This window comes from Aureimonas flava (assembly GCF_003583935.1).
Classification (GTDB): domain Bacteria; phylum Pseudomonadota; class Alphaproteobacteria; order Rhizobiales; family Rhizobiaceae; genus Aureimonas; species Aureimonas flava.
In genome coordinates, this window is sequence record NZ_QYRN01000001.1 from 381,328 (window position 1) to 405,482 (window position 24,155).

General features: G+C 68.8%; 24 protein-coding genes. 8 read left to right on the plus strand and 16 right to left on the minus strand.

Annotation, left to right across the window (positions count from 1 at the left end; all coding sequences use genetic code 11):
• Position 1 precedes the first annotated feature (1 nt).
• Together lptG and D3218_RS01905 are read right to left on the minus strand one after the other, a co-directional pair.
• Complete coding sequence (gene lptG, locus D3218_RS01900; RefSeq protein ID WP_119538191.1) at positions 2–1,081, minus strand: LPS export ABC transporter permease LptG; 1,080 nt, start codon at positions 1,079–1,081, stop codon at positions 2–4.
• Positions 1,078–2,268 carry an LptF/LptG family permease gene (locus D3218_RS01905; protein ID WP_119538192.1) on the minus strand — a complete coding sequence of 397 codons (1,191 nt, stop codon included), beginning with the start codon at positions 2,266–2,268 and terminating at the stop codon, positions 1,078–1,080. Before D3218_RS01905 ends, lptG begins: the two co-directional genes overlap by 4 nt.
• 250 nt (positions 2,269–2,518) lie before the next feature.
• On the opposite strand from D3218_RS01905, the gene D3218_RS01910 reads away from it, so the two are divergent.
• Both D3218_RS01910 and D3218_RS01915 read left to right on the plus strand, forming a co-directional pair.
• Positions 2,519–4,018 carry a leucyl aminopeptidase gene (locus D3218_RS01910; RefSeq protein ID WP_119538193.1) on the plus strand — a complete coding sequence of 500 codons (1,500 nt, stop codon included), beginning with the start codon at positions 2,519–2,521 and terminating at the stop codon, positions 4,016–4,018.
• 7 nt (positions 4,019–4,025) lie between these two features.
• Positions 4,026–4,478, plus strand: coding sequence for a DNA polymerase III subunit chi (locus D3218_RS01915; protein ID WP_119538194.1), 453 nt, complete (start codon positions 4,026–4,028; stop codon positions 4,476–4,478).
• Positions 4,479–4,485: 7 nt separating this feature from the next.
• Here D3218_RS01915 and D3218_RS01920 read toward each other — a convergent pair whose 3' ends face one another.
• From D3218_RS01920 to D3218_RS01930, 3 genes are all read right to left on the minus strand, one after another.
• The gene (locus D3218_RS01920; protein WP_119538471.1) at positions 4,486–5,280 is read right to left on the minus strand and encodes an alpha/beta fold hydrolase; all 795 of its coding nucleotides are present in this window, start codon (positions 5,278–5,280) and stop codon (positions 4,486–4,488) included.
• Between the two features lie 166 nt (positions 5,281–5,446).
• Positions 5,447–7,345, minus strand: a complete 1,899-nt coding sequence (locus tag D3218_RS01925) for an ABC-F family ATP-binding cassette domain-containing protein (protein WP_119538195.1) — start codon at positions 7,343–7,345, stop codon at positions 5,447–5,449.
• A gap of 51 nt (positions 7,346–7,396) precedes the next feature.
• Positions 7,397–7,903 (minus strand): DinB family protein, encoded by a 507-nt coding sequence (locus D3218_RS01930; RefSeq protein ID WP_119538196.1) that lies wholly within the window; start codon positions 7,901–7,903, stop codon positions 7,397–7,399.
• A gap of 29 nt (positions 7,904–7,932) precedes the next feature.
• Between D3218_RS01930 and D3218_RS01935 the strand changes: the two genes are divergently transcribed.
• Both D3218_RS01935 and ndk read left to right on the plus strand, forming a co-directional pair.
• Positions 7,933–8,628: a glutathione S-transferase family protein gene (locus tag D3218_RS01935; RefSeq protein WP_119538197.1), complete on the plus strand. Its 696-nt coding sequence runs from the start codon at positions 7,933–7,935 to the stop codon at positions 8,626–8,628.
• Between the two features lie 82 nt (positions 8,629–8,710).
• Complete coding sequence (gene ndk / locus D3218_RS01940; protein ID WP_119538198.1) at positions 8,711–9,133, plus strand: nucleoside-diphosphate kinase; 423 nt, start codon at positions 8,711–8,713, stop codon at positions 9,131–9,133.
• A 267-nt stretch (positions 9,134–9,400) separates the two neighbouring features.
• Here ndk and D3218_RS01945 read toward each other — a convergent pair whose 3' ends face one another.
• The 5 genes from D3218_RS01945 to uvrC form a co-directional block, all read right to left on the minus strand.
• Positions 9,401–10,276, minus strand: a complete 876-nt coding sequence (locus D3218_RS01945; RefSeq protein WP_119538199.1) for an alpha/beta fold hydrolase — start codon at positions 10,274–10,276, stop codon at positions 9,401–9,403.
• Between the two features lie 212 nt (positions 10,277–10,488).
• Positions 10,489–10,950: a molybdenum cofactor biosynthesis protein MoaE gene (locus tag D3218_RS01950; protein ID WP_119538200.1), complete on the minus strand. Its 462-nt coding sequence runs from the start codon at positions 10,948–10,950 to the stop codon at positions 10,489–10,491.
• Position 10,951: 1 nt separating this feature from the next.
• The gene (moaD, locus tag D3218_RS01955; RefSeq protein ID WP_119538472.1) at positions 10,952–11,203 is read right to left on the minus strand and encodes a molybdopterin converting factor subunit 1; all 252 of its coding nucleotides are present in this window, start codon (positions 11,201–11,203) and stop codon (positions 10,952–10,954) included.
• A 38-nt stretch (positions 11,204–11,241) separates the two neighbouring features.
• Complete coding sequence (gene pgsA / locus D3218_RS01960; protein ID WP_119538201.1) at positions 11,242–11,823, minus strand: CDP-diacylglycerol--glycerol-3-phosphate 3-phosphatidyltransferase; 582 nt, start codon at positions 11,821–11,823, stop codon at positions 11,242–11,244.
• Positions 11,824–11,952: 129 nt separating this feature from the next.
• Positions 11,953–14,004: an excinuclease ABC subunit UvrC gene (uvrC, locus tag D3218_RS01965; protein ID WP_119538202.1), complete on the minus strand. Its 2,052-nt coding sequence runs from the start codon at positions 14,002–14,004 to the stop codon at positions 11,953–11,955.
• A gap of 377 nt (positions 14,005–14,381) precedes the next feature.
• Here uvrC and D3218_RS01970 point away from each other — a divergent pair, with 377 nt between their 5' ends.
• Positions 14,382–15,035, plus strand: a complete 654-nt coding sequence (locus tag D3218_RS01970) for an outer membrane protein (protein ID WP_119538203.1) — start codon at positions 14,382–14,384, stop codon at positions 15,033–15,035.
• A 76-nt stretch (positions 15,036–15,111) separates the two neighbouring features.
• On the opposite strand, the gene D3218_RS01975 is transcribed toward D3218_RS01970, so the two are convergent.
• The 3 genes from D3218_RS01975 to D3218_RS01985 form a co-directional block, all read right to left on the minus strand.
• Positions 15,112–15,708, minus strand: a complete 597-nt coding sequence (locus D3218_RS01975) for a glutathione S-transferase family protein (protein WP_119538204.1) — start codon at positions 15,706–15,708, stop codon at positions 15,112–15,114.
• A 23-nt stretch (positions 15,709–15,731) separates the two neighbouring features.
• Entirely contained in the window at positions 15,732–16,184 is a 453-nt protein-coding gene (locus tag D3218_RS01980) for a hypothetical protein (RefSeq protein WP_245414880.1), read from the minus strand.
• A gap of 74 nt (positions 16,185–16,258) precedes the next feature.
• Positions 16,259–17,101 carry a 23S rRNA (adenine(2030)-N(6))-methyltransferase RlmJ gene (locus D3218_RS01985; protein ID WP_119538206.1) on the minus strand — a complete coding sequence of 281 codons (843 nt, stop codon included), beginning with the start codon at positions 17,099–17,101 and terminating at the stop codon, positions 16,259–16,261.
• Positions 17,102–17,226: 125 nt separating this feature from the next.
• Between D3218_RS01985 and D3218_RS01990 the strand changes: the two genes are divergently transcribed.
• Positions 17,227–18,339 carry an alkene reductase gene (locus D3218_RS01990; RefSeq protein ID WP_119538207.1) on the plus strand — a complete coding sequence of 371 codons (1,113 nt, stop codon included), beginning with the start codon at positions 17,227–17,229 and terminating at the stop codon, positions 18,337–18,339.
• 123 nt (positions 18,340–18,462) lie between these two features.
• Positions 18,463–20,568 (plus strand): molybdopterin-containing oxidoreductase family protein, encoded by a 2,106-nt coding sequence (locus D3218_RS01995; RefSeq protein WP_119538208.1) that lies wholly within the window; start codon positions 18,463–18,465, stop codon positions 20,566–20,568.
• A 27-nt stretch (positions 20,569–20,595) separates the two neighbouring features.
• Here D3218_RS01995 and purN read toward each other — a convergent pair whose 3' ends face one another.
• The 3 genes from purN to D3218_RS02010 form a co-directional block, all read right to left on the minus strand.
• A complete protein-coding gene (gene purN / locus D3218_RS02000) occupies positions 20,596–21,225 on the minus strand; it encodes a phosphoribosylglycinamide formyltransferase (RefSeq protein ID WP_168990396.1) in 630 nt (209 codons plus the stop codon).
• 56 nt (positions 21,226–21,281) lie between these two features.
• On the minus strand, positions 21,282–22,355 hold the full coding sequence (gene purM, locus D3218_RS02005; RefSeq protein WP_119538210.1) for a phosphoribosylformylglycinamidine cyclo-ligase: 1,074 nt from the start codon (positions 22,353–22,355) through the stop codon (positions 21,282–21,284).
• A 69-nt stretch (positions 22,356–22,424) separates the two neighbouring features.
• Entirely contained in the window at positions 22,425–22,871 is a 447-nt protein-coding gene (locus D3218_RS02010; RefSeq protein WP_119538211.1) for a GFA family protein, read from the minus strand.
• A gap of 110 nt (positions 22,872–22,981) precedes the next feature.
• On the opposite strand from D3218_RS02010, the gene D3218_RS02015 reads away from it, so the two are divergent.
• Complete coding sequence (locus D3218_RS02015) at positions 22,982–24,154, plus strand: AI-2E family transporter (RefSeq protein WP_119538212.1); 1,173 nt, start codon at positions 22,982–22,984, stop codon at positions 24,152–24,154.
• The last annotated feature ends 1 nt before the right edge of the window (position 24,155 follow it).

The window sequence follows — 24,155 nt, forward strand, 5'->3', positions numbered from 1 at the left end:
TCTAGCCATCCTCTTGATGGAGCAGGATCGTCGTCCCGAACAATCCTGCCGCCACGACCGGGAACCACGCCGCCACGACGGGTGGAACCACGGAATTGCTCCCCAGCGCCTGCGCGAGGAAGGTAACGACGTAAAGCACGAAGCCGGCCGCGATGCCACTGACGATCATGCGCCCGGACTGGCCGATGCGCGTGTAGCGCACTGCAACGGTGGCCGCGACCAGGACCATGGCGACGAACAGGGCCGGGCGGGCGATCAGCGCGTTGAGCCGCATCGAGAAGGCGTCCGCGTTGTAGCCGAGGCTGCGGGCGACCTCGATCTTCGGCGCCAGTTCCCAGATCGAGATGGTTTCCGGGTCGGCCAGGCGCTGCTCGATGTATTCGGGCAGCAGCGTGGTGGGAATGACGCGCTCCCCCTCGTTCACCGGCGGCGAGCCGATTCGCGTGACGCTGGCGTTCTCGATGTGCCACGCGCCGTCGCGCAGGTGCGCGACCGGGGCGTCGATGCGCTCGTGCACCACGCCCTCGCCGTCGAGGATGAAGGCGGTCACGCCACCGAGCGTGGCGCCGCGGTCGGCCACGATCTTGGCGCCGATGATCGATTCGACACCCTTTCCGACCTGCCGCAGCCAGGGGGCGCGGTCGGTGGTCGTCTGTATCGAGCCGGCATTGCTGGTCTGCAACTGCGCCGCCTTGCCCTGGGCGAAGGAAGCGAGCGGGTTGTAGACCGCAACCGACACGACGCCGATCAGGAAGGCCCCGGCCACGAAGGGCGCCAGCATCTGCCACGCCGAGACGCCTGCGGCGCGCGCCACGACCAGCTCCATCTTCCGGTTCAGCGTCACCAGCGTGAAGATGGCCGAGAACAGGACGATGAACGGGAACGCCTGCTCGATGAAGGCGGGAACCCGAAGCGCCGAGATGGTGGCGATCGTCTCGAAGCCGACGTCGCCCGGAAGTCCGCGCCGGCTCACCTCGATCATGTCGACCAGATACACCAGCGCGAACACGGCCACGAACGTCGACAGGAAGCTGACCAGGAAGCGGCGGAAGAAGTAGAGGTTGAGCGTCCAGCGGTTCATGCGCCGGCCGCCTTGCCGGACGCGCCGCCGGGAAGCAGGCGCCGCGCACGTTCCGACAGCCACATGGTGCCGTCGGCGATCCAGCGGACCGCGCGGGTCTCGCTGACGTTGACGTTGCGCCACAGAAGCCAGAGGTCGAGCGCGATGGCGCCGAGCGGCAGTCCGTAGGCGAGGGCGGTGTAGCGCGGATTGTCGCTGACCAGCGAAAGCGACACGAAGCCGCCCGCCTTGAGGAGAAGCGCGCCACCGAGGCCGAGCGCCATGGCCGGGCCCGGACCCTGGCGGTTGGTACGCGGGTGGCCGGCCACGATCAGCGCCCACAGGGCGAAGGCGATCGGATACAGCCAGTCCGTCCGCCGCTGGGCGAGTTCCTCGGTGAAGCGGTTGGGATGGAGCTGGTAGACCCGGTCGTTCGGGTCGGGGTTGAGCAGCTCGCGCGTCGAGCGCTCGGACATGCGCACCCAGTCCCGCGTCTCGACCGGGCGCAGGTTGGCGAGGTCGAAGGCGTAGGTCTGGAACTCGATGACCGACACCGAGCCGTCGTCGTTGCGCTTGCGGTGGAGTTGCCCATCGTCGAGCACGAGATAGGACTGCCCCTCGCGCTCCACGATCGAGGCCTCGCGCGCGAAGTAGGTCAGGTCCAGCGCCGGGTCGCGCGTGTCCGCCAGGAACAGGCCCTTCACGTTGGGCCCACGCGCCTCGTTGATGCTCATCACGAGTCCGTCCTGCACCTGCTCGAAGCGTCCGGGCTGGAGGAAGAGGCTGATCGCGTCGGCGTTGATCGAGCGGATGCCGTTCTGGAACGCGCTCGAGGCCGCCGGCCCGACGACGTTCGAATTGAACAGGATGAGGCCGGCCGCGACGGCCGACAGCACGAGGATGGGTTTCGAGATCACGCTGCGCGATCCGCCAGAGGCCGCGATCACCGCGCGCTCCGAATCGGCATTCAGCGAGTTCAGCGTCTGCACCGCGCCGATCAGCAGCGCGAAGGGCAGGACCCCCGCCGCGAGGTCGGGCATCAGCATCAGCGCGATCCAGAAGATGTCGCCGGCCGCCGTGGCCGTGGTCCGTACGATGTCCAGCCTCTGGAGCACCTGGACGATCCAGACGATCAGGACAAGCGCCGTCAACGACCCGGCCGAGTAGGCGAGGGCGCGGCGGAGGATGTAGCGTTCGATCAGCTTCATGCCTTGGTCGTCTCAGCAGTCCCGTTCAAACCGCCGGTCTCCGGCGCGGCACCGAACCGCGCGGTTCGACATATCTGGCCGCCGTAGACTGGGCCAGCTTGGCTAAAGAAGGGCGAACAAGCATGGTTAACGCTTTGCCTTCCCGGCGACGACCCTTGCAATGCAACACTCCGTCACCAGAATGACCAGCGAATCCCATTCCCGCCGGGCGGCACCCTTCCCGACGGCTCGATAGCGTATCGGAGATCGCATGTCCGACCAGCCCATCATCGCCTTCGCGCCCCTCCAGATGCCGGAAACGGGCACGCTCGTGATCCTCGCGGGCCAGGAGGGTGCGCTGCCTCCCGGCGTGCCGGACGCCATGTCCGAGGTCCTCAAGAAGGCGATCGCGGTCGCGAAGTTCAAGGGCAAGGAACTGACGTCGGTCGAGGCGATCGCGCCGTCCGGATCGTCGCTCGACCGCATCGTGGTGGTCGGCACGGCCGGCGAGAAGCCCTTCGGCGAGGAGGAGTGGCTGCGCCTCGGCGGCACCATCGCGGCCGGCGCGAAGGGGACCGGACCCGTCACGGTCTGGGGCGACGGCGCCGCCACGCCTGCGGCGCCGTGCGACCTTGCGACGATCGGTCTCGGTATCCTGCTGCGCAGCTACAAGTTCGACCGCTACAAGTCGAAGAAGTCGACCCCCGGCGAGGAGCCGGAGAGCGAGACGGCGCGCGCCTTCACGATCGCCGCTGCCGCGCCGGACGAGGCCCGCTCCGCCTTCGCCGCCGCGCGCGCGCTGGCGGACGGCGTCATCCTGGCGCGCGATCTCGTCAACGAGCCGGCCAACGTCCTGACCACCACCGAATACGCCTCGCGGATCGAGGCGATGTCGTCGGACGGGCTGGAGATCGAGATCCTGGACGAGACCCGGATGGCGGAACTCGGGATGCGGGCCCTTCTCGGCGTCGCCCAGGGCTCACCCATGCCGCCGCGCCTGTGCATCATGCGCTGGAACGGCGGAGCGGAAGGCGAGGCGCCCGTGGCGTTCGTGGGAAAGGGCGTGATCTTCGACACCGGCGGCGTGTCGATCAAGCCGGCCGCCGGCATGGACGAGATGAAGGGCGACATGGGCGGCTCGGCCGCCGTGGTCGGCCTGATGCGCGCGCTGGCCGGGCGCAAGGCCAAGGTCAACGCGATCGGCGTCGTCGGCCTCGTGGAGAACGCGGTGGACGGGAACGCCCAGCGTCCCGGCGACATCGTGACCGCCATGTCGGGCACCACGATCGAGGTGCTGAACACGGATGCCGAGGGTCGCCTCGTGCTGGCCGACGCGCTCTGGTACACGCAGGACTGCTTCAAGCCGAAGTTCATGGTCAACCTCGCGACCCTCACCGGCGCCATCATCGTCGCGCTCGGCAACCACCATGCCGGCCTCTTCTCGAACGACGACGAACTGGCGAACCGTCTGCTCGCCGCCGGTCTGGAAACGGGCGAGAAGGTGTGGCGCATGCCGCTCGGCAAGGAGTACGACAAGCTCATCGAGGGCAAGTTCGCCGATATCAAGAACGTCGGCGCCGGGCGCGCGGCGGGCGCCACCACGGCGGCGCAGTTCCTCCAGCGGTTCGTCAACGACGTGCCCTGGGCGCATCTCGACGTCGCCGGCACGGCCATGGGCTCGCCGGCCAACGAGTACAACCAGTCCTGGGCCTCGGGCTTCGGCGTACGGCTTCTGAACAAGCTGGTGGAAGAGCACTACGAGGCGCGGTGAGATATCCGTGGCCGAAGTCCTGTTCTACCACCTGACCGAAAGCCGCATGGAGGATGCGCTCCCGGACCTCCTGGAGCGTTCCCTCGCGCGCGGCTGGCGGGTCGTGGTGCAGGCGGCGACGCCGGAGCGGCGGGACGCGCTCGATCAGCATCTGTGGACCTTCCGGGACGACAGCTTCCTTCCCCACGGCTCCGACGCCGATGGGGGAGGAGCCCTCCAACCGATCCTCCTGACGATCGAGCCCGAGCAGCGGGCCAACGATCCGCATGTGCGCTTCATGGTGGAGGGGGCGGTTCCCGACGACCTCGCGCCCTACCAGCGCGGCGTCTACCTTTTTGACGGTCACGACCCCGTCCAGTTGGCCACCGCCCGCGAACGCTGGAAGGCGGAGAAGTCCGCCGGCCACAGCGTGACTTACTGGCAGCAGACCGAGGATCGGCGCTGGGTCAAGAAGGCATGAGCGCCCGTCAGGTCGTGGTGCCGTCCACGAAGTCGAGCACGGCCGCGGCATAGCCGTCGGGATCTTCGAGCGGGGCCGAATGGCCGACGTCCGGAAGGATCAGGAGCTTCGCGCCGGGAATGGCCGAGGCGAGATACTCCGTGTGCTCGCGGCTGATCGCCTCGTCGTGCTCGCCGATGGCGATCTCGGTCGGCACGGGAATGGCTTCCAGCTCGGCCTGCGAGAAGTTCGGCTCGTTGGCCCAGAGCGCCTGGATCTCGAGCCGCACGTCGTCGTAGTGGCGCAGCGCGGGCCGGTTCGGGTCGTCGGGCTTGTAGCTGATTGCGCCGTCGGGCGTCGCGTTGGCGGCCTGCACGAAAAGGCGCGACAGGCGTTCGGGATGATGGATCGCGATGTCCAGCCCGATGATCCCGCCGTCGCTCCAGCCGACGAGCGCGACCTTGGGAATGTGCAGCGCGTCCAGGAGCGCGAGATAGTCGTCGGCCATCAGGTCGTAGGTGATGACCGCCTGGGTGCTGGACGAGCGGCCCTGGCCGCGGCTGTCGGCGACGATGACGCTGTGATGCTCCGACAGGGTGGCGAGCTGAGCGCGCCAGACGCGGCTGTCCGACAGCCCGCCATGGATCATCAGGATCGGCGGACCCTCGCCGTAGACCCGGAAAAACAGCTCGATCCCGTTGACGGCGGCGAATCCGGTCTGGATGGGAACCGGCTCGTCGAAGCCCCGGCTGCGCGGCTCGTCCGCCGGGAAGGCGCACAAGGCGGACAGGGCGAGAACCACCGAAAGAATGGGACGTCGCATGACGAACCGCTCGCTGGGCGGCTCCGACACGAAACTTGCCGCCGAGACCGGAAAGCTAGCGCCGTTCCGGGGCTAGCTCAAGGACTCGTCAACCATTTCGACCCGGCTCTCGGGGCCTCCCGAAGAGTCCGCCGGGTCGAAGCGGCGGTGCTTTCCGGGCGGACCCTCAGTCGGCCATCGCGGCGTCGTGTTCCTCGGTGAACTGAAGCCACTCCGCCTCGCACTTCTCCAGCGTCTTCTCCGCCGCGGACTTCTGGCGCCCGAGATCGGCCGCCCTTGCCGGCTCCTTCGTGTAGAGCGCGGGATCGGCGAGCTTGGCGTCCAGGTCCTTGATCGTCGCCTGGAGGCGGGACATCTGGATTTCCAGCGCGGAGATCTTCTTCTTGAGGGGCTTCAGCGCCTCCCGCCGCTCCGCGGCCTGCCTTCGTTGGTCGACCTTCGACACGGCCTGGACCGGCGCCTCGTCCACGAGTTCGCCCTGGTTGCCGCCGCCGGCGCGGGCGCCCGAGAGGATCAGCTTCTTGTAGTCGTCGAGATCGCCGTCGTAGCGCGATACGGTTCCGTCTCCGACGATCCACAGGCGGTCCATCGTCGCCTCGACCATGTGCCGGTCGTGGCTGATGAGGATCACGGCGCCGGGGAAGTCGTTCAGCGCGTGGACGAGGCTTTCGCGCGCTTCGATGTCCAGATGGTTGGTCGGCTCGTCCAGGATCAGGAGGTTGGGCGCGTCGATCGTCGCGAGGCCCATCAGCAGGCGGGCCTTTTCGCCGCCCGACAGCGAATCGGCCACCGTGTCCATCTTCTGCGTGGGCAGGCCCATCTGCGCGACGCGTGCGCGCACCTTGGCTTCCGGCGCGTCCGGCATGAAGCGCCGCACGTGCTGGACCGCCGTCTCGCTCGGGCGCAGGTCGTCGATCTGGTGCTGCGCGAACATCGCGATCTTGAGGCCGGGCGCGCGGGTCACCGCGCCGCGCTGCGCCGTGAGGCGCTCGGCGATCAGCTTGGCGAAGGTCGACTTGCCGTTGCCGTTGGCACCGAGAAGCGCGATCCGGTCGTCGGCGTCGATGCGCATGTCCAGCCCGCGCAGGATCGAGCGCTCCGGCGTGTAGCCCACCGAAACGCCCTCCATCCGGATGATCGGCGAGGCGAGCAGCTTTTCGGGCTTCGGGAAGACGAAGGGCGTCACGTGCTCCTCGACGATCGCCTGGAGCGGCTTCATCCGCTCCAGCGCCTTGAGGCGGGACTGTGCCTGGCGTGCCTTGGACGCCTTGGCGCGGAACCGCTCCACGAAGGCCTCCATGTGCTTGCGCGCGGCGTCCTGCTTGGCGATCGCCTTGCCGAGGAGCTCCATCTTCTCCGCGCGCTGGCGCTCGAAGCTGTCGTAGTCGCCGCGATAGAAGACGAGCTTTCTCTGATCGAGATGGATGATGGCGTTGACCGCGTTGTTCAGGACGTCGCGATCGTGGCTGATGATGAGCACGGTGAACGGGTAGCGGGCGACGAAGTTCTCCAGCCACAGCGTGCCTTCGAGGTCGAGATAGTTCGTGGGCTCGTCCAGGAGCAGGAGGTCGGGCCGCGAGAACAGGACCGCCGCCAGCGCCACGCGCATCCGCCAGCCACCGGAGAAGGACGACACCGGGCGCGCCTGCGCCGCCGCGTCGAAGCCGAGGCCGTCGAGGATGGCGGCGGCGCGCGCCTCGGCCGAATGGCTCTCGATGTCGGCCAGCCGAAGATGGATCTCCGAGATGCGCTGCGGGTCGCTTGCCGTCTCGGCTTCCTCCAGAAGGGCGACGCGTTCGAGATCGGCCGCCAGCACCACCTCCAGCAGCGACTGCTCCGTGCCCGGCGCCTCCTGCGCCACTTGGCCGATCCGCGTGTTGCGAGGCACCGAAACGCCGCCGCTCTCCGAAGCGAGGTCGCCCGTGATGACGCGGAACAGCGTCGACTTGCCCGCGCCGTTGCGCCCCACCAGCCCGACCTTGGTGCCGGCCGGGATCGACAGGGTCGCGTGATCGATCAGGAGGCGCCCGGCGACGCGGGCGGACAGGTCGGTGATCTGAAGCATGCCGGGCTTTTGCCATGTTTGGTGAAACGGCGAAAGTCCGGCCGTTCCGACCTATCCGCGGCCGATTTCGCGCTGGAAGGCGACAAGGTCCATGCTCGGCCCCGCGAGGCCGAACCCGGTCAGCACCGCATGCGCCTGACCGCGATGATGTGTCTGGTGGTTGAATACGTGAAGCAGCGTCGGCCCCAGACGCGCCTCGATCACACCGGACTGGGTGATCGGGCCGTAGCGCAGCGTGGCCGCGAGGTCCGCCTCGCGCAGGCCACAGACATAGGCCTCGATCCGTGCGTCCTCCGCGACACGGGCGTCCCGCAGCGGCTCGAACGCCTCGAACAGCGTCGCGTCGAGCCGGTCAGGCGCCTCGCCCGTCCCCGTGATGCGTCGCGTCCAGATCCGATCGGCGCACAGGATGTGATTCAGCGTCCCCCGGAGCGAACGGAAGAACACGCCGCGATCCTCGGCGAACTGCTCGGGCGAAAGAACCGCCGCCGCTTCAAAAAGCCGACGGTTGGCCCAGGTGTTGTAGCCCGCGAGCGTGACGAATTGTTCGTGATACATAGAAGCGCGTCCAGTTGGGAGAATCGGCCATGACCATACGGCTTTACGACCTCGTCGGCAGCGATCCCTCTCGTCCCTTCTCGCCCCACTGCTGGAAGGTGCGCATGGCGCTGGCGCACAAGGGGCTCGGCTTCGAGGCGGTGCCCGTTCGCTTCACCGAGGTCGCGGGCGTCGAGGGCGGCGGCGGTCGCACCGTGCCCGTGATCCGCGACGGCGACACGGTGGTGCAGGACAGTTTCGCGATCGCAGAGTATCTCGACGATGCCTATCTCGACCGTCCGCCCTTGTTCGAGGGGGCGAGCGGCCGGGCGCTGGCGCGCTTCGTGGAGAGCTGGAGCCAGCGCACGCTCCACCCAGCCATCGTGAAGGCGACGATTCTCGAGATCCATGCGTTCCAGGACGAGGAGAACCGGGCCTTCTTCCGCGCCAGCCGCGAGCGGACCTTCGGCAAGCCGTTGGAGGAAGTGCAGGACGGGCGCACGGAGGAAAAGCGCGCCGCGACGTCCAAGGCGCTGGAGCCGCTGCGCGCCACCCTGCGGCGGCAGCCGTTCCTGGCCGGCGACGGGCCGATGTTCGCGGACTACATCGTGTTCGGCGCCTTCCAGTGGATGCGTTGCGTCTCGACCTTCAGTTTCCTGGAAGGGGACGATCCGATCCAAGACTGGCTCGATCGCTGCCTCGACCTGCATGGCGGGATCGGGCGCGCCCTGCCGGCCGCCGCCTGAGGCGTCGCGCGCCTTGCCGCCGCGCGGGGGCGAGGCTATAGACCGCGCCATCTTCAGCCCTTTGACCCAAGGACAACGGCCGATGGCGATCGAACGCACCTTCTCCATGATTAAGCCCGACGCGACCCGTCGCAACCTGACCGGCGCGATCACCAAGCTTCTGGAAGAGGGTGGCCTGCGCGTCGTCGCTTCCAAGCGCGTCTGGATGAGCCGCCGCGAGGCGGAGGGCTTCTATGCCGTGCACAAGGAGCGCCCGTTCTTCGGCGAGCTGGTCGAATCGATGTCGGCCGGTCCGACGATCGTCCAGGTCCTGGAAGGCGAGAACGCCATCTCGCGCAACCGCGAGCTGATGGGCGCCACCAACCCGGCTCAGGCCGCCGAGGGCACGATCCGCAAGGTCCATGCCCTGTCGATCGGCGAGAACTCGGTGCACGGCTCCGACGCGGCCGAGACCGCCAAGGAGGAGATCGCCTACTGGTTCTCCGAGACCGAGATCGTCGGCTGATCCCAGCCGAACGTTCGTAGGGAGGGCGGCGGGCCGAAGGGGCCGCCGCCCTTTTTCGTTGCGCGTGCGCGATTCGATCGAGCCGAGCCAACTCGTCCGCGCTCCGGCCGGGTCTGCACCCGATCTGGGCGGCGGCCGTCGTCGCCGTGCGAGCTGCCCTCGCGCAGTCTTGAACGGTCCGCTGTGGCGCCGCCGATGGCGACGGCCGTGGCAGCAGGGCACCGGGCGCGCGGATGAGCGCCGCCCGATGCCGGACGCCGGGCTGCCTCAGGCGGGCGAGGCCAGTCCCCGGACAAAGAACGATCCGAGTTCGGCGGCCAGTTCCTCGGGCGCCTCCTCGGCCATGTGGTGCCCGCAGTCGAGGCTGCGCCCGCTGACGTCATCGGCCCAGCCGCCCCATATGCCGAGGATGTCGCCATGCAGGTCTTCGAGGTCGTCCCGGCCCGACCAGAGCACGAGCAGCGGACAAGCGAGCCTGCGACCCGCCGACCGGTCGGCCTCGTCGTGTTCCCGATCGATGCCGAGGCCGGCCCGGTAGTCTTCGATCATGCCATGGACGGTTGCCGGGTCGTGGATGGCGGCACGGAAGTCGGCATAGGCGTCCGCTCCCATGCCGTCCGGGCTCCCGCCATACCAGGTGTCGGGATCGGCCAGGATCGCCCGTTCCGGCTTCTCCGGCTGTGCGAAGAAGAACCAGTGCCACCACGCCTTCGCAAAGCGCGCGTCGCAGCGACGCAGCGCATCGCCGATCGGAATGCCGTCCAAGATCGCAAGGCGGCTGACGACGCCGGGATGGTCCATCGCCGTCCGGAACGCCGTATACGAGCCGCGATCGTGGCCGACGAGGCCGAAGCGGTCGAAACCCAGACGGCGCATCAGTTCCACGCAGTCGCGCGCCTTTGCCCGTTTCGAGGAACCGGAGTGGTCCGGCGTGTCCTCGGGCTTGGACGATTGTCCGAACCCGCGAAGGTCGGGGCAGACCACGGTGAAGCGATCCGCCAGAAGCGGGGCGACGCGGTGCCAGGTCGCGTGGGTGCGCGGGTGGCCGTGCAGCAGGAGTAGGGGCGGGCCCTTGCCGCCGACGCGAACGCGAAGCGTCGCTTCGGAAAGCTCGATCCGCTCCTGTCTGAACCCTTCGAACATGCTGCCTGCTGCGGATCTGCGGCGCATCGAGCATGGGCTCGGGGCGCGCCGGGTATCGGATAGGCGCCCGACCCGAGCCGGCGAATGCGGCGGACCGGAAGCTCGCGGATCAGGTTCGCGGTGCCGGCATCATCTGCGTGCGCCGGACCATGGGGCGACCGCGGCTGTCCCTGGAGATCGGTGCGGAGGGGGCGATGCGGGGCGCGCTTCGCTCAGAGCCGGTGCCAGCGGTCGGCGGCGAGATCGTCCGTGTCCTTCGCCTCGACCCAGCCTCCGACCGTTCCGTCCGCCAGATGCTCGCGCTTCCAGAAGGGCGCCTTCGACTTCATGAAGTCCATCACGAAGGCGGCCGCCTCGAAGGCCGCCTGTCGGTGGACCGAGGCGCAGGCCACGAACACGATCTCCTCGCCGGGCGGTATCAGCCCGTGGCGGTGGATGCAGCGCAGGCGCAGCAATGGCCAGCGACCGGCCGCTTCCTCCGCGATCCGTCGGATCGCGCGCTCGGCCATGCCGGGATAGTGCTCGATCTCCAGCGCCTTCAGCCGTCCGGCTTCGTCGCGGCAGAAGCCCGCGAAGGTCACCACGCCACCCGCATCGCCACCCGGCGCGATGCGGCGTGTTTCCTCGGCGAGGTCGATACGGTCCGGCCCGACGACCACGGAAACGGCGTCCATCTCAGCCGCCGGTCATCGGCGGGAAGATCGCGATCTCGGTGCACTGACCGATCGGCTGGGAATGCGGCACGTGCTCCTGGTCGAGCGCGACGCGGATCATCTCCGGCGCCTGCAGCGCCGCGCCGTAGCCTTCGCCGCGCCCCTTGAGCCAATGGAGGAGGTCGTCGACGGTGACGATGCCGGCGGGGAGGGCGACCTCTTCCTCGCCGATGCCGATCCGCTCCCGAACCCATGCGAAATAGACGATCTTCATGGCAGGCATCCCGATCTGCGGGCGGACGAACGCCGCCGTCACACGTCGATATGGCGCAGGCCCGCACGGAAGTAATCGTAGCCCGTGTAAAGCGTGATGATGGCGGCGATCCATAGGAGCACGATGCCCGCCTGGGTCACGTGCGCGACGACCTGATCGCCCGCCGGGCCCGCGAGAAGGAACGAGATGGCCACCATCTGCGTCGCGGTCTTCCACTTGGCGAGGCGCGTCACCGGCACGGAGACCTTGAGTTCGGCAAGGTACTCGCGAAGCCCGGACACCAGGATCTCGCGGCACAGGATCACGATGGCGGCCCAGATGGTCCACCCCGCGATCGTGCCGTCGGCGGCCAGGACCAGGAGGGCCGCTGCCACCAGCAGCTTGTCGGCGATCGGGTCCAGCATGCGCCCGATGGTGGAGGTCTGCTGCCAGGCGCGGGCGAGGTAGCCGTCCAGCCAGTCCGTCACGCTCGCGGCGACGAAGAGGCCGAGCGCCGACCAGCGCGCGGCGTCCGAACCGTGAAGCCGGCCCTCCACGAAGAAGCAGAGGACCACGAGAGGAACGGCGGCGATCCGGGCGTAGGTGAGGATGTTCGGAAGGCTGTACGCCTGGGATGCCATGGGTTCGGTCCGGTTGGAGGGGAGAGTCGGCCGAGGAATACACGCGTCTGACGACGGTTGTTCAAACGCGGCCGGCTTTCCCCGTCAACATCGGCGGGCGAAAAAGGACCGCGCGGATCGGCGCGAGGCCTATTGGCGCTCGTGGAAGTGGTCGTAGATCGTCTTCGCCATCGCGGCGGAAATGCCTTCCACCTTGAGGAGATCGTCGAACGCGGCGCGCGAGACGGCCTTGGCCGTGCCGAAGTGATGCAGCAGGGCGCGTTTGCGCGAAGGGCCGATGCCGCCGATCTCATCCAGCGGGTTCTTGGTCAGCTCCTTCTTGCGCTTGGCGCGGTGGGTGCCGATCGCGAAGCGATGGGCCTCGTCGCGCAGACGCTGGAGGAAATAGAGCACCGGGTCGCGCGGCGGCAGCGAGAACGGGTCGCGCCCCTCCAAGATGAAGCGCTCGCGCCCGGCGTCGCGGTCGACGCCCTTGGCGACGCCGATCGTCGTCACCTTGTCGGCGATGCCGAGTTCGCCGAGGATGGTGCGCACGGCCGAGATCTGCCCCTTGCCGCCGTCGATCAGGACCAGGTCCGGCCAGGCCGGCATTTCCGCCGTGTCGACCGGCTCGTCCGTCTCGACGGGTGCCGCGGGCTGCGGACCGGCGTCGCCGTGCTCCTTGATGAGGCGCGAGAACCGGCGGGTCATCACCTCGCGCATCATGCCGAAGTCGTCGCCGGGCGTGATGTCCACCCCGCGGATGTTGAACTTGCGGTACTGGCTCTTGGCGAAGCCCTGCGGCCCGGCGACGATCATCGCGCCGACCGCGTTGGTGCCCATGATGTGCGAATTGTCGAACACCTCGATCCGCCTCGGCACCTCGGAAAGGCCGAAGGTCTCCTTCAGCCCGGCCAGGAGGCGTGCCTGCGACGAGGTCTCGGCCAGACGCCGGCCCAGGGCCTCGCGGGCGTTGCTGGTGGCGTGGTCCACGAGGTCCTTCTTTTCGCCGCGCTTCGGGATGGCGATCTCGACCCGCCGCTCCGCCTTAGCGCTCAGCGCGTCGGCCAGAAGTTCGCGGTCCTCGACGTCCACGGGAAGCAGGACCAGCCCGGCCGGCGGCTTGTCGTCGTAGAACTGCGCCAGGAAGGCGCCCAGCACCTCGCCGGGTTCGAGCGACGGGTCGGCCTTCGGAAAGTAGGCGCGGTTGCCCCAGTTCTGCCCCGTGCGGAAGAAGAACACCTGGATGCAGGTCAGGCCGCCTTCCTGATGGATGGCGAAGACGTCCGCCTCCTCGACGCCCTGCGGGTTGATGCCCTGATGCGACTGGATGTGCGACAGCGCCGACAGGCGGTCGCGGTACACCGCGGCCCGCTCGAAATCGAGTTCGTCCGACGCCTCCTGCATCGCCCGGGCGATCGACTGCTTCACCTGCCCGGATCGGCCGGACAGGAACGCCTTCGCATCGCCCACCAGCCCGGCATAGCCCTCCTGCGAGATTTCGCCCGTGCAGGGGCCGGCGCACCGCTTGATCTGGTAGAGCAGGCAGGGCCGCGTGCGCGTCTCGAACACGCTGTCGGTGCAGGTGCGCAGGAGAAAGGCGCGCTGGAGCGACGCCACCGTGCGCCCCACGGCGCCGCCGGAGGCGAACGGGCCGAAGTAGCTGCCTTTGCGCGAGCGGGCGCCGCGATGCTTGAAGATCGCCGGCGCCACGTGGTCGTCCGACACCAGGATGTAGGGAAACGACTTGTCGTCCCGCATCAGGACGTTGAAGCGCGGCCGCAGGCGCTTGATGAGGTTCGCCTCGAGCAGCAGCGCCTCGGTCTCGGTGCGGGTGGTGACGAACTCCATGTGCCGCGTCGCCCGGATCATGCGCATGATCCGGTTGTTGTGGCCTGCAAGCCGCGTGTAGCTCGCGACGCGCTTCTTCAGCGACTTGGCCTTGCCGACGTAGAGAACCTCGCCGCCCTCGTCGAACATGCGGTAGACGCCGGGGCTGTTCGGCAGGCGGCGCTGGAAGGCGGCGATCAGCTCCGCACCCGCGAGGGTCTGGTCGACCTCGCGGCCGCCGTCGTCCCACTCGATCGAGGCGACCAGCGCAGCGGCCGGGCTCGGTTCGGCGCGAAGCTCCGCGTCCACGTCGGAGAAGTCCTCCTCGGTGTCGAAGTCGTCGTCGATCTCGGGTGTCAGTTCGTCTGCCATGTCGTCTTCGCCGGGAAAGCGGGGTTGAAGGCCTCGGCCCTGCCGGACGGGCCGGCGGCGCCCGCGCCGGAACGGAGCCGCCCGGCGGGCCGCGTCCTGCGCTGCGCTTCCCCTTATATGATTCACCATGCCCGCGCTTTGCAGGGGCATTCCGGCGCGAGAAAGGCGGGAAAACCCTCTGGGGCGTCGACAAGAAAGGTCGAGTGTCACCGCCGTGCAATTGGCGCGGGTGTGCGATGGCAGTTAGATGACGGCTGTCGGATGTCGTCGGGCGCTCTGTCGGAGTGCTCGCCGGTGCCGGAACGCCGAGGCTCGGTCGGCGTTCGGGATCGTGTGTTTCAGGGGGGCATGAGCTTCGCCCTTCTCGGAGTAGGACCATGAAGGTGTTTCGCACCTTGGCCTTGAGTGGAATCCTGTTGGCGCCGGCGGCCCATGCCCTGGCGGCCGACGTCGTGCTGACGGAGCCAGCGCCCGCCGTGGCGCCCGAGGATTCGGTCTACACCTGGTCCGGCCCCTATGCCGGCGGCTTCGTCGGCTACAACTTCGCCCATGTCGACCAGTCGGGCGGCGCCAAGTTCGACGGCGAGGGCGTGGTCGGCGGCGTCTATGCCGGCTACTCGCTCCAGACGGGTAGCTTGGTCTACGGAGCCGAGGCCGATGTCGGCGCGTCCGACCTGACGGCCGGCGGCTTCAGCGTGGCGACCGGCGTGCCCATCTCCGCCGACTCGACGGCGTTCGGCTCGCTGCGCGCGCTGGTCGGCGTCGACTACGATCCGATCATGCTGTTCGCCACCGGCGGCGTCGCCGTGGCCAACAAGGAGCTGTCGCTCGGCAACGTGTCGGACGACAAGACCCATGTCGGCTATACGGTGGGCGCGGGCGTCCAGGCGAAGGTCACGAAGAGCGTCACCTCGCGCGTCGAGTATCGCTACTCGGACTTCGAGTCCAAGGACTACGACCTCGGCAACGTCACCGTCTCGTCCGGCTTCGACGAGCACTCCATTCGCGCCGGCCTCGCCCTCAAGTTCTGAGGCGCTTCGGCCTGCGGCACGAAAAAAGGGCGGCTCCGCATCGGCGGGCCGCCCTTTCTCGATATGCCTGTCTCTCTCAGGCCTGCGGCTTGAGGGCGGCGAGATCGGGATGGCGGTCGAAGAAGCGTTCGAGCCAGGCGGCCAGCGCAGGATGGCGGCCGTCGAGTTCCTCCGGGAAGCGGAGCTGAACCCAGGCGAGATCGCAGGAAACCGCGAGGTGCGCGAGATTGGGCGCTTCGGGAAGCGCGGCGACCTCCTGCTCCAGCGCGTCCAGTGCGCGGTGCGCCCTGCGCCACTGCTTGTCCATCCAGGGCTCGTACCACATCGGCTCCGGGCGGTAGCGCTTCTCGTAGAGCGCCGCCATCGCCGCCTCGGTCATCCCGTCCGCCAGCGCCTCCACGCGCTTGGTCGCGGCCCAGGCGTCGGGCGCCTGGGGGATGATGGGGTTGCCGGCCAACCGGTCGAGATAGTCGCAGATGACGCGGCTGTCGTAGAGCGTCGAGCCGTCGTCCAGGATCAGCGCCGGGATCTTGCCGATCGGGTTCGTCCGCGTCAGCTCCGCGCCCTCGTCGGCCGTGTTGGTCGACACCAGGTCGAGCTTGAGGTCGCACAGGTGCGCCGCCATGCGGACCTTGGAGGAGTAGGGCGAGGGCTTGGAATAAAGCAGGCGCATGATCGCTCCCCGTTCGCGTCGCGTCAAAACCGGCGCAGCGATTCGCAGTTGGCGCCGTATACCTTCCAGGGATCGAGGCCGAGCACGCAGCCCTCGGCGCGCCAGCTCAGGCCGGCATAGCCCATCGGGTATTCGATCACGTAGTACAGGGTCCGGTACTCGCCGCTGGAGATCAGCGCCGTGCCTTGGCAGTAGCGCCGCTCGATCTCCTTGCGTCCGCCCATCGGCTGGTAGGCCTTCTCGAAGAGGCCGCTGAACTCCACCACCGCCAGTGCGGCGGGAATGGTGCGCGGGGCGCCGTACTCGAATTGGTCCTCGACCTGCGCCATCACGCGTGCGTCGTCGCAGGCCGGAACCTTGGCGTTGGTCACGATCACCGCCGGGGCGGGGGCGGTCCGGCCGTAGTCGGCCGCGAGGGCGGGCGTCGCGCAGGAGGCGGCGACGAGTGCGGAGACGGCGGCGAGGCGGGAACGCATGCGTCGGATCCTTCGATGGACGAGGAGGCTTCGTCGGGCGAAGCATCGTCGGAGACCGGTATATTGCACCGGCATCACTCGCCGACCAGCGCAACAATGCCACAATTCGCGCGATCCGGCACGCCGAGCACGGGCAGGAGGGCCCGCATCACCGCTTCGGCCTCGGCCGCGAAGGTGAAGGGCGGGTTGACGACGGCGAAGCCGGTGCCGACGAGGCGCTCGTCGGCGGAGAAGGGCTCGCGGAAGAAATCCGCCGCGACGACGTTGCGCATGCCGCCTTCGGCGAGCGCCTCGTGGAACGCTTCGTGCTGGGCCTGCCGCTTGATCGGATACCAGATCGCGTAGGTGCCGCCCGGCCAGCGCCGCCACGCTTCGCCGACGCGCGCGGCGATGCGCTCGAACTCACCCGCTTCCTCGAAGGGCGGGTCGATCAGCACCAGCCCGCGTCGTTCCTTGGGCGGCAGGTGCGCCCCTAGCGCCAGCCACCCGTCGAGCGCGATCGTCTTGACCTGCACGTCGCCCGCGAACTCCGCCGCCAGCGCCTTCGCGTCCACCGGATGCAGCTCGTAGGCGGACAGCCTGTCCTGGCGGCGCAGGAGATGGCGCGCGATCCAGGGGCTGCCGGGATAGGCCGTGGGCCCGAACGCCGTCTCCGCCGCCTCCACCGCCGACCGGTAGGGGGCGAGGAGCGCGTCCTCCCAGACGGCGGACGCCCGAAGCGCGGCGATCCCGGCCTCGTGCTCGCCGGTGCGCAGCGCCTCGTCGGCCGCCAGGTCGTATCGCCCGCGGCCGGCATGCGTGTCCATCACGCGGAACGGCTTGTCCTTGTGCTTCAGATACTCGATCAGGCGGCAAAGCAGCGCATGCTTCACCACGTCGGCGAAGTTTCCGGCGTGGAAGGCGTGCCGATAGTTCAATGTTCGTCGCTCCGTGAACGCAGCATTCGCGAGAGGGGGGATGCTGCAACGCGAACCCGCACCCATATGGCGCGTTGGTAGCGCGAAACGCGCCCAGCCGCGAATTGAAATCGGGACACCCTTTCATGGCCGACAAGAAGTTCTTCCAGCCGTTCGATCTCGGACCTCTCCATCTCGGGAACCGCGCCGTCATGGCTCCCTTGACCCGCAGCCGCGCCACCAGCGACGGCGTGCCCCAGGACATGCACGTCGACTACTACCGCCAGCGCGCCGGCGCCGGGCTCATCATCTCGGAGGCCACCAACATATCGCCGGAAGGGCGCGGCTACGCTTGGACGCCGGGCATCTTCACCGATGAGCAGGTCTCGGCCTGGAAGAAGGTGACCGACGCCGTGCATGCCGAGGGCGGCCGCATCGTGCTCCAGCTTTGGCATGTCGGACGGATCTCGCATCCCGACCTCCAGCCGGGCAACCAGCCGCCGGTCGCTCCGTCGGCCGTTCGGCCGAGCGGCAAGGCCTTCACGGAGGAGGGCTTCAAGGAGCACGAGACGCCGCGGGCCCTGGAGGCGGACGAGCTGCCGCGCGTCGTCCAGGACTACGTCAAGGCGACGCGCAACGCGCGGGCCGCCGGCTTCGACGGCGTCGAGGTGCACTCGGCCAACGGCTACCTTCTGGACCAGTTCCTGCGCGACGGCACCAACACGCGCACCGACCGCTACGGCGGGTCGGTCGAGAACCGGATGCGCTTCCCGCTGGAGGTGCTCGACGCCGTGATCGATGCCTGGGACCGCGAGCATGTGGGCGTGCGCATCTCGCCCGTCACGGTCATGGGCGGGTCCAGCGAGAGCGACCAGCAGGGCCTGTTCAACGCCTATGTCGAGGAGCTGAACCGGCGGAAGCCGCTCTACCTCCACGTGATCGAGGGCCAGACCGGCGGCGACCGCAACAAGGACGGCTTCGATTACGCGGCCCTGCGGGAGCGGTTCGACGGCGTCTACATGGGCAACAACAACTACGATCCCGCCTTCGCGATCGAGCAGATCGAGAACGGCACGATCGACCTCGCATGCTTCGGCAAGCTGTTCATCTCCAACCCGGACCTCGTCCAGCGGCTGGAGGTCGGAGCGCCGCTCAACGCCTGGAACAACGACACGTTCTATGGCGGCGACGAGAAGGGCTACACCGACTATCCGGCGCTGACGCCGGAGGAGCGCGCGCGCTACGCCCAGGCTGCCTGAGCGGACCATCCGGCGTGGGGCGGGCGGCAACGCTCGCCCCCGCCGTCGCCATCGCCGTCGCGCATCTCTCGCATTGCGAAAATGAATGGGCGCCGCCGACCGGCATCCATTAAGGTCGCGGCCATGAACCAGCACGTTCCGGCCCGCAAGGGATACACCGCCTGTCCGCACGATTGCCCCTCGACCTGCGCGCTGGAGGTCGAGATCGTCGATCCACGCACGATCGGCCGCGTGCGCGGCGCCGAGGACAACGGCTACACGGCCGGCGTCATCTGCGCCAAGGTCGCGCGCTACGCCGAACGCAACCACCACCCCGACCGGCTCCTGAAGCCGCTTCAGCGCGTCGGCGCCAAGGGTGAGGGCGGCTGGCGCGAGATCGGTTGGGACGACGCGTTGGATCTCCTGGCCGAGAAGTTCCTCCAGGCCGAGGCGCGACACGGCTCGGAGGCCGTGTGGCCCTACTACTACGCCGGGACGATGGGGCTCGTGCAGCGCGACGGGCTGAACAGGCTGCGCCACGCCAAGCGCTATTCCGGCGAGTTCGACACGATCTGCACCAACCTCGCCTGGACCGGCTTCGTCGCCGGCACGGGCAGGCTGGCGGGCGTCGATCCGCGCGAGATGGCCCTGTCCGACTGCGTCGTGATCTGGGGCACCAACGCGGTGGCGACGCAGGTCAACGTGATGACCCACGCGGTGCGGGCCCGCAAGGAGCGCGGCGCGCCGATCGTGGTGATCGACATCTACGACAACCCGACCATGAAGCAGGCGGATGTCGCGCTGAAGCTGCGGCCGGGCACGGACGCGGCGCTGGCCTGCGCGCTGATGCACGTCGCCTTCCGCGACGGCACGGCCGACCGGGCGTATCTCGATCGCTTCGGCGACGATCCGGCCGGGTTGGAGGCGCATCTCGCCACCCGCACGCCGGAATGGGCGAGTGGCGTGACGGGGCTGTCCGTCGAGGAGATCGAAGGCTTCGCCGCGCTTCTCGGCCGCACTCCGCGCAGCTTCTTCCGGCTCGGCTACGGCTTCTCGCGCCAGCGCAACGGCGCGGCCGCCATGCACGCGGCACTTTCGGTGCCGACGGTCTTCGGCCACTGGCAGCACGAGGGCGGCGGCGCCTTCCACAACAACGGTGCGCTGTGGCGGTTCGACAAGGCGTTGATCGAGGGCCTCGGCGACCTCGACCCATCGATCCGCCATCTCGACCAGTCGCGCATCGGGGCCGTGCTGACCGGCGACCGCGAGGCTCTGTCGGGTGGCCCTCCGGTCACGGCCATGCTGGTGCAGAACACCAACCCCGCCAACGTCGCGCCTGAGCAGCGCGATGTGGTGCGCGGCCTCATGCGCGAGGACCTGTTCGTGGCGGTCCACGAGCAGTTCATGACCGACACGGCACGGCTGGCCGACCTCGTCCTGCCGGCCGCGACGTCGATGGAATACGACGACATCTATCGCGGCGGCGGGCAAAGCCACATCCTGTTCGGGCCCAAGCTGATCGAGCATCCCGACACGGTCCGCACCAACCATTTCGTGGTGGAGGAACTGGCTCGGCGCCTCGGCGTCGCCGACCGGCCCGGCTTCGGCCTGACCGAGCGCGAGCTGATCGACGACCTCCTGCGCCGCAGCGGCTACGAGGGGCTCGAGGCGCTGGAGCGCGACCGTTGGATCGACGTACAGCCCGACTTCCGCACGGCCCACTATCTCGACGGGTTCGCCACGCCCGGCGGACGGTTCCGCTTCCGGGTGGACTGGCGGAATCTCGCGGGGCCGAACCGGCCGCCGGCATCTCTCGGCCTCCTTGGTCCGGTGGAGGCGCTGTCGGCCTTTCCCGACCAAGTGGCCTTGATCGAGGAGGCGGATGCCGAGCATCCGTTCCGGCTGGCGACGCCGCCGGCGCGGCAGTTCCTGAATTCGTCGTTCACCGAGACCGAAAGCTCGCGCAAGCGGGAAGGCGGGCCCGAGCTGCGCATGCACCCGGACGACGCCTCGGGCCTCGGCTTCGCGGACGGGCAGCGCGTGGAGGTCGGCAACGCGCGAGGCACGGTGGTCCTGCCGCTCAAGCTGGACGCCGGTGCCAAGCCGGGCGTCGTGATCCACGAGGGTCTCTGGCCCAACGGCGCCTTCGAGCGCGGTGAGGGGATCAACGTCCTGACCGGTGCCGATCCGGCCGCGCCGTTCGGCGGCGCAGCGTTCCACGACAACAAGGTCTGGATCCGCGCGGCCTGAGGCCGGCCCCGACGTAGCCGCCCCGCGTCAGGACTCCCGGCCGTCGGGCGCCACCAGGACGACGGGCGAGGCGGCCCGTCCTGCCGGGGCAGGCGCTTCGGCGTAGACCGCGCGGTTGCCTTCCTGCGCCACCGTACCGTCGAGCACCAGGCGCAGCGCGTGCGGATACAAACGGTGCTCGGCGCGCAGCAGCCGGGTGGCGAGGGCGTCGGGCGTGTCGCCCCGCTCCACGGTGATGGCGGCCTGCGCGATGATCGGGCCTTCGTCCATGTCCTCCGTGACGAAGTGGACGGTGCAGCCGTGGATCCGCATGCCCGCCTCCAGGGCTCGCTCGTGCGTGTGGAGGCCCGGAAACAGCGGAAGAAGGGAAGGGTGGATGTTGATCATCCGCCCGGCGTAGTGGCCGACGAACAGCGGCGTCAGAAGGCGCATGTAGCCTGCGAGGCAGACCACGTCGGGGCGGAAGGCGTCCAGGGTCTCGATCAGTGCGCGCTCGTGCGCCGTCCGGTCCTCGAACGCCCGTTGGTCGACCGCCTTCGCGGGAATCCCGTAGCGCGCCGCCGTGGACAGTCCGCCCGCGTCCGGCTTGTTCGACAGGACCGCGACGATCTCGCCGGGAAACGAGGGGTCCATGGCCGCGCCGATCAGCGCGCTCATGTTGGAGCCGCGGCCCGAGATCAGGATCGCGACGCGCTTTCGGGCCGCCGTTTCGCTCACAGGGCGAGTGTCCCGTTGAACGTCACCGCAGCCTCGGCCTCGCGCGGCAGGATGCGGCCGAGCGGGACGACGGTCTCGCCCTCGCTCTGGAGCACCGCGGCGACCGCCGCGGCCTCGGCCTCCTTCACCACGACGATCATGCCGATGCCGCAGTTGAAGGTGCGCAGCATCTCGGCTTCGGCGACGCCCCCCTGGTCCGCGAGCCAACGGAACACCGGCGGCACGGCGACGGCCTGGAGGTCGATGTCGGCGCGGAGATGGTCGGGCAGCACGCGCGGAATGTTTTCGGGGAAGCCGCCGCCCGTGATGTGGGCGAGCGCCTTGACCCCGTCGCCCTGGCGGATGGCCGCGAGCAGCGGCCGGACGTAGATGCGCGTCGGGGCGATCAGCACCTCGGCCAGCGTGCGGCCGTCCGCCTCGAACGGGGCGGGGGCGTCGTAGCGGACGCCCGCCTTCTCGACGACGCGGCGCACCAGCGAATAGCCGTTGGAATGGACACCCGACGAGGCGAGGCCGAGGATCACGTCGCCGGACACGAGGTCGGCGCTCGGGAGAAGGCGTCCGCGTTCGGCGGCCCCGACGGCGAAGCCCGCGAGATCGTAGTCCTTCTCGGCGTAGAGGCCGGGCATCTCGGCCGTCTCGCCGCCGATCAGGGCGCAGCCGGCCTGCCGGCAGCCCTCGGCGATGCCGGCGACGATCGCCTCGCCTTGCGCCGGGTCGAGCTTGCCGGTGGCGAAGTAGTCCAGGAAGAACAGGGGCTCGGCACCCTGCACCACGAGGTCGTTGACGCACATCGCGACGAGGTCGATGCCGATCGTGTCGTGCAGGCCGGTGTCGATCGCGATCTTCAACTTGGTGCCGACGCCGTCGTTGGCAGCCACAAGGACCGGGTCGGTGAAGCCGGCCGCCTTCAGGTCGAACAGCCCGCCGAACCCGCCGATCTCGCCGTCCGCGCCGGGACGGCGGGTGGAGCGGACCAACGGCTTGATGCGGCGAACGAGTTCGTTGCCCGCGTCGATGTCGACGCCGGCTTCGGCATAGGTCAAACCGGTCTTGGCGGTATCGGTCATGGCACGGTCCTCTTTGGCTCGCGAGTTCGCATGATCGGGCCGACCGGGCAAGGCGTCCGATCGGCTGATTCAGGCGTTTTGCGCCGCGAATTCGGCCAGCAGGCCGGGAAAATCGGTCCGCTCCGGGAAGCGCTCGAAGCTGTGCGCGACCGGCAGGTCGATCCAGGGCAGCTTTTCGGCCGTCTCGGTCTCGATGAAGGGCGGCGCGGTCGACACCCCGTCGAGCATGGTCGAGCGCACGTCGACGAGCTCGTCCATGCCTTCAGGCCGCGTGAAGACCCAGGACAGGCAGCGCGAGCAGAAGAAGTGCCGGTGACGGCCGTGCAGGCCGCCGATCACAGTCTCTCCCGCGTCGATGGCGAACGCGTCGACGCGATAGAGGGCGGAGAGCGAGAAGGCGCTGGCGGTCAGCTTCCGGCACCCCGTGCAGTGACAGGCCATGGTGACCATCGGCCGCCCGCGCACCGAGATCTTGAGCTGTCCGCAGCGGCATTCGCCCTTGGTGGCATCGTCCATCGATCCCGTCTCCTCGCACGGCGCCCCTTGACCCGATTTCGGCCGCCTGCCTATCTCGACTTCGTTCGCGCGCGCCCGAATTTTCCCGCAAGTGCGAACGGAGGCAATGCATGGTCCGCGATCGAAGCCGGCTTCTCAAGCGTCAGGTTCTATTCTGGAGCCTCGCCGCGGTCGGCGTGATCCTGTTCCTATGGCTGTTCCGGGGGATTCTTCTGCCCTTCGTGCTGGGCATGGTGATGGCCTACTTCCTGGACCCGATCGCCGACTGGCTGGTGCGTCGCGGCCTGTCGCGGCTGACGGCCAGCATCCTGATCCTCGTGATGTTCGTGATCGTCATCGCGCTGGTGCTCCTCGTGCTCGTGCCGGTGATCGGCGGGCAGGTCGCGGGCTTCGTGGCCCGCCTGCCGCAGTATCTCGGGCGCCTCCAGGAACTTGCCGACGACCTGCGCACCGGGCCGCTCTCGCGCTTCATCGAGAACGACCAGCAGTCGGTGCAGCAGGATTTCCAGGCCCTGGTGCGCCAGCTTTCCGGCTTCGTGACCGGCTTCGTCGCCTCGCTCTGGACCTCGAGCCTTGCGGTCGTCAACTTCCTGTCGCTCTTCGTCGTGACGCCGGTCGTTGCCTTCTACCTTCTTCTCGACTGGGACCGGATGATCGAGAAGACCGACGGGCTCGTGCCGCGCCAGCATGTCGCCACGGTGCGGCGCCTGGCGCGCGAGATCGACCGCTCGGTGGCGGGGTTCGTGCGCGGGCAGGGCAGCGTGTGCCTGATCCTCGGCACCTACTACGCCGTCGGCCTCACGCTGGTCGGACTGAACTTCGGCCTCCTGATCGGCTTCTTCGCGGGCGTAATCTCCTTCGTGCCCTATGTCGGCTCCGCCGTCGGCCTGGTGATCGCGCTCGGCGTCGCCCTGGTACAGTTCTCGCCGGACTGGGTCTGGGTCGCGGCCACGGCGGGCGTGTTCTTCTCGGGCCAGTTCGTGGAGGGCAACATCCTGCAGCCGAAGCTCGTGGGCGCCTCGGTGGGCCTCCATCCCGTCTGGCTGATGTTCGCGCTGTTCGCGTTCGGCGCCGTGTTCGGCTTCGTAGGTCTCCTGATCGCCGTGCCCGCCGCCGCGGCCGTGGGCGTTCTGGTCCGCTTCGCCCTCCAGAAGTATCTGGAAAGCGAGATGTATTTCGGGCGGGAGCTGCCGGCGGGTCCGCCGCCGATCCAGATCGAGGGCGACGGGCTGAACGCCGCGATCCGCAACCAGTTCGACCCGCGCGCCGGCAAGGTCGACTGAC